Annotated in this window: 10 protein-coding genes; 5 read left to right on the forward strand and 5 right to left on the reverse strand. The window is 42.5% G+C overall.

Features of this window, described 5'->3' with window-relative positions:
• Positions 1-79: 79 nt before the first annotated feature.
• Positions 80-733, reverse strand: a complete 654-nt coding sequence (locus CXF58_RS10845; protein WP_102077498.1) for a UPF0149 family protein — start codon at positions 731-733, stop codon at positions 80-82.
• 207 nt (positions 734-940) lie between these two features.
• Between CXF58_RS10845 and CXF58_RS10850 the strand changes: the two genes are divergently transcribed.
• Both CXF58_RS10850 and CXF58_RS10855 read left to right on the forward strand, forming a co-directional pair.
• Positions 941-1,381: a hypothetical protein gene (locus tag CXF58_RS10850; protein ID WP_102077499.1), complete on the forward strand. Its 441-nt coding sequence runs from the start codon at positions 941-943 to the stop codon at positions 1,379-1,381.
• A 151-nt stretch (positions 1,382-1,532) separates the two neighbouring features.
• Complete coding sequence (locus tag CXF58_RS10855) at positions 1,533-2,063, forward strand: cell division protein ZapA (protein ID WP_227678600.1); 531 nt, start codon at positions 1,533-1,535, stop codon at positions 2,061-2,063.
• Positions 2,064-2,185: 122 nt separating this feature from the next.
• On the opposite strand, the gene CXF58_RS10860 is transcribed toward CXF58_RS10855, so the two are convergent.
• The 4 genes from CXF58_RS10860 to CXF58_RS10875 all read right to left on the reverse strand — a co-directional run bounded on the left by CXF58_RS10860 (position 2,186) and on the right by CXF58_RS10875 (position 6,475).
• Positions 2,186-2,482, reverse strand: coding sequence for a hypothetical protein (locus CXF58_RS10860; protein ID WP_369811330.1), 297 nt, complete (start codon positions 2,480-2,482; stop codon positions 2,186-2,188).
• Positions 2,483-2,648: 166 nt separating this feature from the next.
• Entirely contained in the window at positions 2,649-4,742 is a 2,094-nt protein-coding gene (gene glyS, locus CXF58_RS10865; RefSeq protein WP_102077500.1) for a glycine--tRNA ligase subunit beta, read from the reverse strand.
• A 9-nt stretch (positions 4,743-4,751) separates the two neighbouring features.
• Positions 4,752-5,777 carry a glycine--tRNA ligase subunit alpha gene (glyQ, locus tag CXF58_RS10870; RefSeq protein ID WP_376779313.1) on the reverse strand — a complete coding sequence of 342 codons (1,026 nt, stop codon included), beginning with the start codon at positions 5,775-5,777 and terminating at the stop codon, positions 4,752-4,754.
• Between the two features lie 485 nt (positions 5,778-6,262).
• Complete coding sequence (locus tag CXF58_RS10875; RefSeq protein WP_068407485.1) at positions 6,263-6,475, reverse strand: PspC domain-containing protein; 213 nt, start codon at positions 6,473-6,475, stop codon at positions 6,263-6,265.
• A 537-nt stretch (positions 6,476-7,012) separates the two neighbouring features.
• Between CXF58_RS10875 and nadR the strand changes: the two genes are divergently transcribed.
• The 3 genes from nadR to CXF58_RS10890 all read left to right on the forward strand — a co-directional run bounded on the left by nadR (position 7,013) and on the right by CXF58_RS10890 (position 9,519).
• Positions 7,013-8,053 (forward strand): multifunctional transcriptional regulator/nicotinamide-nucleotide adenylyltransferase/ribosylnicotinamide kinase NadR, encoded by a 1,041-nt coding sequence (nadR, locus tag CXF58_RS10880; RefSeq protein ID WP_102077501.1) that lies wholly within the window; start codon positions 7,013-7,015, stop codon positions 8,051-8,053.
• 98 nt (positions 8,054-8,151) lie between these two features.
• Positions 8,152-8,910, forward strand: coding sequence for a nicotinamide riboside transporter PnuC (pnuC, locus tag CXF58_RS10885; protein WP_102077502.1), 759 nt, complete (start codon positions 8,152-8,154; stop codon positions 8,908-8,910).
• 159 nt (positions 8,911-9,069) lie between these two features.
• Complete coding sequence (locus CXF58_RS10890; protein ID WP_102077503.1) at positions 9,070-9,519, forward strand: Mpo1 family 2-hydroxy fatty acid dioxygenase; 450 nt, start codon at positions 9,070-9,072, stop codon at positions 9,517-9,519.
• Position 9,520: the final 1 nt, after the last annotated feature.

Consider the following 9,520-nt stretch of genomic DNA (forward strand, 5'->3'; position numbering starts at 1 on the left):
ATAGCTATCCAATAGCCAAGTACCATTTCTCTGGCATCAATCTCAGCTATTTCTCATTCCCTTTATCCTATCATGTTAATTATGATGGGCGGTTTTGATTCATCACATCAACGACCGGCGGCATCGGTTTAGGCAACCTACCTTCTGTTTGTAGCTCTTTGGTGGTTTTGGCATCGATAGCCAAGCCAGCAATCAGAGCAATATCTTTCACAGGTTTGCGTTGACGCGTAGCAAAGCTCACTGGCACCATGCGTGCAAATTCAAAAATATGCAGATAAGACTCTTCGCCACCTTCGAAGTCTTCATCATCTTCTAATCGAATCGCACCAATTTTTGCCAAATCCGACAGCATCTCGTTTTCTTCAGCGCTTAGACCACAATCGGTAATACCAAAACCGGTCATAAAGCCATTTGCCCACTGTTTCAGCGCCATCACGCGCTCGTACAGGTCATGTTCATCATCTGGCACCAGTGGCATATACGCATAAGCATCGTCTTTGTCTTTTAACTGAAAAACGATGTCTTCTGCCTCTTCGGTGAGTAAAGTTAATGCGGCATCAGGCAGCGGCGCAAAGCTCAGCTCTTCAAACACCTTTGCCCAAACTGGCTCATCAGGAGCATTACAGGCGGTCATCAGGCCCGTCATCAAGCCGTGTACCTCGCTGATAGACACGTCCGTCCAGTCATCAAACGCAGCCAGCCAAGTATTCCAGCCAGAGATATTGTCATTCATAATAGATGTCCTAGTGATTGATTAATAGTGGTAAATACCAACAGACACCGCCCGATATGATTCATAAAGCGGCAAGTGATAAAAGTCACAAAACAAAGCGCCATACAATTACTTTGTTGATATAGATATTATGCGGTCACCTATGGCATTATTAAACGCAGAGAACAAAATTCATTTACGCTTACTTGTTAAGGATAAAAACTGACTATGTATGACCAACTTAGAATATTAGAAAAAATGGTACTCGATATTAAAAAGCAGTATCAGCTTGTCAGTGCTGAACTTAGCAGCCTCAAACAACAACCAGTGACTGACCCAAAAGAGCTTACCGCTCTTAAAACCAAGCTCGATAGCAGCTATAGCGAGCGTGATGGTGCCAAAAAACAATTAAACGATCTTGATAAGCGCTACCAAAGCCTTGCCGAAGCGCATCATATGATTGGCGAAGAACAAGACAAATTGCACAAGCAAATCGAGCAATTACAGCATCAAAACCATGCCTTGCAGCAGCGTAATAATGAATTAAAACAGCAGTATAGCGATATTAAGCAGCAAAATAGTGATTTGAAGAAGAAAAATGAATTGGCCGCTGAGCGCACCCAAGTGGTTTTACAGCGTTTGACACGCATTGACCAAGCCGAAAGTTAAGCAGACGTTGATATTCATTATGCTTAACTTGAGCAACTTTGCTGATTAACTTCATCTATTCAGCATTTAAGTTTATTAGGTTTATCAGCACCCTATTTAGAGCAGTGACAGTTAATTATTCACTTTAATGACACATATTGTAGGATTTATCATGACCAATGACCGCGCAAACCCTGTAGAGAGTCAACTGCCAAGCAGTCAGACCAATAACATTCAACCCAAAAACACTCAATCAACAGCCACTCCAGCAAAAGACAATCAAACACAAACCACGCAACCACAAAAAGCCATGCCAAATAATTCGAACCCGCAAAATAACAATGTAAATAGCAATAAGACAACTAATAGTACAGTAAATAGCGTTGCTAAACCTGAAAGCGCTCCTGAACCACAAATTAGAAAGGTCGATGTAGCGATTGCTGGCGTAACCTACCCTATTTTTTGTCCTGTACACGAGCAAGAAGAATTGCGTGCAGCAGTTTCCTATATCAACGACTTTGCTCTAAAGTTAAGAAGAGATGCACCAAGTCTTAGCCAAGAAAACCTACTGGTATTAACCTGCTTAAATTTATATGAAAAAATCCAAACTCATGAAAGAAACGAAGAAGATCGTCTCCAACAAAGCAAACAGTCTGAAGCACTGCTCAACAAAATTATGAAAGATGCGCATTCTGTTCTATAAATTTGCCTCAATACGAAATAGGTATTTTAAAAAGATAAGCGCTTAACTCATCAGAGCTAAGCGCTTTTTTAAATGGTGATAACAGCTTATCGACTTATGATTGACAACTTATGGCTTACAAGTTAGGCATCTGCTTGATAAGTCTTACCGGCGTGAAAATCCGCTTGATGCTCATAGTTGCAAAAGAATAATTTTTTAGGAGCGGCAATATTATTGCTGCTATTACTCTCTAAAGTAGGTGTAGATTCAAGCACACCGCGATACTCAGCCAAACTGTTGCCACAAAAATCACACTGGCGCGGCGTGGTCACATCGCCCTTTTTTGGCATCATGCTTTTTGGCGCTCGCGGGTACATAAACTTATAAAAGCCCCACATCACAGCCCAAATAATAAGAATTACAATGATAACAGCCAACACGGCAGTGCTCCTTTGGATACGTTCTAAGACATTATAAACCTAACGCTGTAGAATAAGCGTATAAAAAACTGGCCATATACAGCCAGTTTTTTAAGTCGTTAATAAATCAAAAGTATAGATGCTCAGCGTGTCATTGAGCTATAACTGTCGAACTATAATGAACAAACTACAGCTGCAGCTCACTGATGTCAGCGACGGCTAAGAATAAGGCGCGCACTTGCTTAAGCAGTGCTAAGCGATTGTTCTTTAACGCTGCATCTTCACTATTGACCATGACATCAGAGAAAAAGTCTGACAAAGGCGCATCCAAACTGACCAGCGTTTGCAATACTTGCGTATAGTCGGCCGTTTCAAGTAGCGGTTTCACCGCCGTTTGCGCTTGCTGAACCGCTTGATATAACGTTTGCTCAGCAGGTTCAGATAATAGCGCTTCATCGACAGTGTCAGCGACCCTTACTTCTGATTTCACTAAAATGTTGGCAACACGTTTGTTTGAATCGGCAAGCTTTTCGGCTTGTGGCAATTCACTAAAGGTTTGCACAGCGCGAATACGCTGATCAAAGTCAAGCGGCATATGCGGGTTAATCGCTTGCACTGCTTGAATGGTATCGACGCTGACGCCCTGCTCAGTATACATCGCCCGATAGCGTGAATTTAAGAACGCCATCACTTGGGTAAAGGTATCGCCCATTTTAGCAATTTTGCTGCCTTCACTGGTGCTATAGCCTTTAATCGCTTGCTCAACGAGCGCCACCAAATTAATCGGTAGTTGTTTTTCAATCAAAATACGCAAAATACCAATCGCTGAACGACGTAAGCTGAATGGGTCTTTTGAGCCCGTCGGTGCTTGGTCAATAGCAAAAATACCAACCAGTGTATCTAAGCGATCAGCCAACGCTAAGCAAATACCAATCGGCGTCTGCGGCAATACATCACCGCTGAACTTAGGCAAATATTGCTCTTGCAGGCTGGCCGCGACGGCTTCAGGTTCATCATTTAAGCGCGCATAATACGTACCGGCGATACCTTGTAGCTCAGGATATTCACCGACCAATGAGCTGGCCAAATCTGCTTTGGATAATATTGCAGCTCGTACCGTTTCATCAACATTAATATCGCGACCTTGCTGCTGCATCAGTGTAGCGATAAAGGCAGCAAGCTTGGCAATACGCTCAGATTTTTCCCATATCGTACCGAGCTTATCTTGGAAGACACGCGTTTTTAGGCTTTCAGTCAAAGCAAATAAAGGCTGCTTTTGGTCTTGCAAGAAGAAAAACTCCGCATCCGCCAAACGCGGACGCACGACTTTCTCGTTGCCTTCGATGATTTGATTCGGGTCTTTTGACTCAATATTGGTGATAAAAATAAAGTAAGGCTGCAATTTGCCTTCCTTATCGGTCAAGCAAAAATATTTTTGATCCGCTTGCATGGTCGAGATAAGCGCTTCTTGCGGCACTTGTAAAAAGCGCGCTTCAAAGTTTGCTCGTAGCGCAATCGGGAAATCAACCAACGCCGTCACTTCATCTAACAAATCTTGCGGCACGATCGGATCGGCATTAACTTCATCGGCTAGCGTTTTGACTTGGTTTTTAATCAACGTTTGACGCTTATCAAAATCCGCCACGACTTTTAAACCATCGAGCAGCTGCTCATAATCGTTAGCATGCGTAATCTCGTGATAGTCAGGACTGTGGAAGCGATGACCGCGCGTTTGCTTGCCAGTTTGATGTCCTTGGATAGTCGCATCAATGACCGCATCATCTTGCATCAATACCGCCCATTGTACCGGACGTACAAACTCATTGCGGCTCGCGCCAGAACGCATACGCTTAGCAATCGGCAAATTATCAAGCGCGGTTTGGAAAATAGTAGGTAGTAACTCAGTCGTCGCTTGACCCTGAATAATCTGCTCATAGCCGACATAATCACCTTTATCGGTGTTGATAGTGATCAGCTCGCTGGCGTCGATACCTAAACCCTTAGCAAAACCCATCGCTGCGCGCGTTGGATTACCATCGCTATCAAACGCCGCTTTAATCGCAGGACCACGTTTTTGCTCGCTACGATCAGGCTGCTTGTCGCTGATACCCTCAATTTGAATCGCCAAACGACGCGGCGCAGCAAAGGCTTTAATACTATCGAAGCCAATTTCAGCTTCATTTAACTGCTCGGTGACACTGGCTTGTAGCGCATCACGTAAAGGTTTTAGGCTTTTTGGAGGTAGCTCTTCACACCCCAGTTCAAATAAAATAGTACTCATGGGATGCTCCTATTTATTATTGTTAGTAGTTTGATTATCATCTGTATTTTCAGTTAGTACATCTTCTTTTGGCAAATACTTATCGAGCGCCGCTTGACGATGCGCTTCATCTGCCAATGGGAAGCCCAATTTGGCGCGTGCTTCGACGTAACCAAAGGCAACTTTACGCGCCAGCGTACGTACACGCAGAATGAAACGCTGACGCTCAGTCACTGAAATCGCACCGCGCGCATCAAGCAAGTTAAAGGCATGCGAGGCTTTTAGTACCATCTCATAGGCAGGTAATGGCAAACCTTCAGCAACCAGCTTATCCGCTTGCTGCTCATAAAAATCAAACATCTGACCCATCATTGGCACATCAGCGTGCTCAAAGTTATAGGTTGATTGCTCGACTTCGTTTTGATGGAAAACATCGCCATAAGTCACGCGACCAAATTCGCCATCTGCCCAGACCAAATCATAGACGCTATCGACGCCTTGTACATACATTGCCAAGCGCTCAAGACCATAAGTAATCTCGCCTGTCACGGGGAAACATTCGATACCGCCTACTTGTTGGAAATAAGTAAACTGGGTCACTTCCATGCCGTTAAGCCAAATCTCCCAACCAAGTCCCCATGCACCCAAGGTTGGCGACTCCCAGTTGTCTTCGACAAAACGCACATCATGTACCAATGGATCAATACCGATAGCGCGTAGTGAATCCAAATACAACTCTTGGATATTGGGTGGATTGGGCTTTAGAACCACCTGAAATTGATAATAATGCTGCAAACGGTTCGGGTTATCACCGTAGCGGCCATCAGTTGGACGGCGCGATGGTTGCACGTAAGCCGCATTCCAGCGCTCAGGACCTAGCGAGCGCAAAAATGTCGCGGTATGAAAGGTACCAGCGCCGACTTCCATATCATAAGGCTGCAAGACCACACAGCCCTTATCAGCCCAGTAGTTCTGTAAGGTAAGAATTAAATCTTGAAAAGTCATCGGCTGAGCGTGTTTTTCTTGTGTCATCGAAGTTGTCGCTTGAGATGTCATAGTTTGGATTGTCATAGTTTGGGGCATGTCATAACGCCACGGTGGAATTGATATTATAAAATAAGATATTGATAGCGCGCGTATGGCCTATTTGGCAACGGCTCTATTTGCCTGCTCACCTTACTAAAAATTGACCATTTTATCTATATTTAGCGCAATTAAATTTGTCTAAATCGCTCAAATAGCCAGTTATTTGCTTGGTTCATCGTCAAAATCTACCTATAAGCATTGTTAAGCCAATAGATATAAAAACAAGATAAAAAAATACCCAAATGCGTGAGCATTCGGGCAGGAGGAAAAGTGTGTCGCAGGCATCCTGATGAGTCAGGCTTTTTGTTTTTTCATGGGCTATTGTTTTTATTCTAGCCTTGTACTTTACATTGTTACAGTTATTCAGATGATTTTGTTTTTAATATTGTGACTTTAGTATTGAGAACTTAATACTCGTCAACTTTTATATTCATCTTAACTTTTTAAGTTTGCCTTTACTGATAAGACTGATTATTTGCTTTAGGCATGATTATCCATAAGATAATATAAATTAAGATACCTGGGACAGCGGCGCTCATGGTGGAGACAATCACAAATAACAATCTAACCCATGTTGGCGACCAACCGACATATTCTGCAATACCGCCCATCACACCCGCGATCATACGATTATTTCTTGAGCGATGTAATTTTGCTAACTTAGCCAAATCAAATACCTCTCTTATTATTTCTATTTATTCTAAATGTATTATTTAACGTTATTCTTATCATTTATTTTAAAACGTTATAAAAATTTATAGCTCTTTTGAACTTAAGAATAAGTATAGCAACTATTGACTTTTTATCTGTTGATGATATAGACGTGCTTTGTGAGTTTATGCTACTTAAGCTTACTCTAAGCTCTCATAATCGCGCCTAAACGCCTGATTTTAAATAACTATTTCAAAATGTTTCATCATTCACTTTGTTTCGCTTATATTACATATTCTGTTACAAGTTTAAAATATTCTCTAAATAATTTAAATATGCTCAGCTTATAAAAACTTCATGACAGAGTGGTATTTAAATGCTTATTGCAATACTTTCTATATAAAAAGCCCTTTCCAAAATAACGCCTATTTACAATAACCTACCTGTAAATCTATCCAAACCTTTATACCATGCTATTAAATCATCAAGGCTTAGGAGATATGAATTGCCACGATGAATCATAACTAAAATAAAAACAGCACATAAGGAAAGCTATGTACGAATCAGGACTAATGATTGGACATTTTGAACCGCTACATTTGGGGCAAATGCGCAGTATATTGGACGCCGTAGGACAAGCAAAGACGCTGCATATTGTGATTATGACGCACCCTGCTCCGCATCCAGACTTTACTATTACCTTGCAAGATAAGGCGCGTTGGCTACAGATGGCGTGCGCAGATTTGCCCTTTATCCATATTCATACCACTGATGAGATTGAGCTGCCGCTGCATGACAGCTTTGCCGATGTAAGCATCGATATTGCGGCTAGCAATGCCAAGCTGCAACGATTGATAGACGCGTTAGCGCTGCCGGCGGACACGGTTTTGTTTGCCGCAGAAAACCATCCATTAGCCCAATCGGACATTTCTGGACAGTTAGTCATGCCAGTAGTCACGACGCCATTGCAATCTGAATTTGATTCTTACGCGATTGCACATAATCCGGTCGCGCACTGGTCGGCGCTGCACCCACAAGTACGCGGCGACTATACCAAAACGGTTGCCATCGTCGGTGGTGAAAGCTCGGGCAAGACGACATTGGTACATAAGCTTGCCAACTATTATGGGGCCGGCTTTGCGCTAGAGATGGGACGGCTGTATGTCGGTACAGATTTGGGCGGTAGCGAGATTGGTTTACAGTATAGCGATTATGGTCCCATTGCTCTCAATCATGCCCAAGCAATCCGCGCTGCCGCTGCTAGAGCAACAGCGCCTGTAACCATTATTGATACAGATTTTGTCACCACGCAGGCTTTTTGTGAAGAATACGAAGGTCGTACCCATCCCTTTGTGGCGGCGTGTATCGATGAGTTTCGCTTAGACCATACCATTATGCTTGATAACAATACCCCATGGGTTGACGATGGCATGCGCTCATTAGGTACGCCTGAGGCTCGCGGTCGCTTTGAGCAGCGCTTATTAGATATTTTTGCCCGTCATGATATTGAGCCGCATATGATTGATCAGCCAGATTATGATGCCCGCTATCAGCAGGCTTTATTAATTATTGATAAGCTTATCTATGGTAAATAACAAACTTAAAAAAACCATAGAAAAAATGCTGTTAAAAAAATAACTCTAAAATAAGAAAAAAACGATAATAGCTTTCATACTTTGAGGAAAAAGACGTTATGCGTATTCAGCTTCTAGACAATATCACCGGCAAATGGGCGATTCAATGGATTGTCCTATGGTTTATTTGCGGTGTCATTGCTTTATCAGCAGGCTTTTGGCTGACCACCGAACACAATACCCTTGATTGGTTTTACTTAGCCGTGTCATTTATCGGTTTGATTTGCGTGGTGTCATTATCGTTCCGCAAAAATATTTTGGGTAATGGTTTTGGAATGGCGGCGACCGCAGGTGAATTTGTGGTTCAAGCCACCTCTGGCGCCGTTGGTTTGATGCTCGCGCCGTTATTTAACTTTTTTAGTCATCTTTATGGGATTTTTTATTGGTCCAAGCATACCGACGCCGATGGCGATATGGTGCCCAAATCTGCCAGTCGCTGGATTTGGCTATTAACCATCGCTTTTATGGTCATCGGTTTGGCGCTGTTTCCTACGGTAAATAACTTACTTGCCAGCTATGGCTATGCTGTCGTTGAAGATGATAATAGTAAGTTTTTGGGCTTTATCTCTTTCTTTTGGATTAACGTTATCGCTTTTGTGCTGTCTATCACTGCGCAGGCAGCGATGATTCTGCGTTATTCATTTAATTGGTGGTTATGGATTTTATCCAATTTCGTTTGGCTAACCGTGAACCTGATGTCGGGCAATTATATCTTTGCCATTCAAACCATGATTTATCAAGTCAACTCATTTGTCGGACTGTATGAATGGTATCGCAGCGAGCAAGACTCTAGAGAGTCAGCCCAACCAGTACGTTAAGGGATAATTTTGGTAAAACATAAAAAGTTGAAAAACAGACAAATTAGGTTAATAAGATAGTATGTTTTGACTGTGCGGTTTACCAGATAAAATGGCAGGTTGTGCCAATTAGTGCTACAACTGGTAAGAATAAATTTATTTGCTAACAAGGAGGTTAGTATGTCTCGTACTCGTCAAGGTCGTATGTCGAAACGCACACTTGAGCAATGGCTCAGTGAATATTCTGTCAGTCATCAAAACCTAGTCAATAAAAAAATCCATTGGCTCTGTGTTCCAACCATTTTTGTCAGTATCTTAGGCATGGGCATGTCGCTATCGGTCTGGTTCACCTTGGTGATGAGCGCCTTAGTTTTAATATTTTATATGCGTTTATCGACGCCGCTGTTTTTGGCAATGGGTATGTTTATTCTCGTATGCTTATCAGTGATGACGCTACTGCCGTGGAGCTTTAAAGTTTGGGCGGCTATCTTTGTGGTTGCTTGGATTGGACAGTTTGTCGGTCATAAAATTGAAGGCAAAAAACCGTCTTTCTTTGAAGACTTACAGTTTTTATTAATTGGTCCAGCATGGGTAGCTAATAGCTTAATGCGCCGTAAAAAAGCTCAATAAA

This window comes from Psychrobacter sp. Sarcosine-02u-2, assembly GCF_002836335.1.
GTDB lineage: Bacteria > Pseudomonadota > Gammaproteobacteria > Pseudomonadales > Moraxellaceae > Psychrobacter > Psychrobacter faecalis.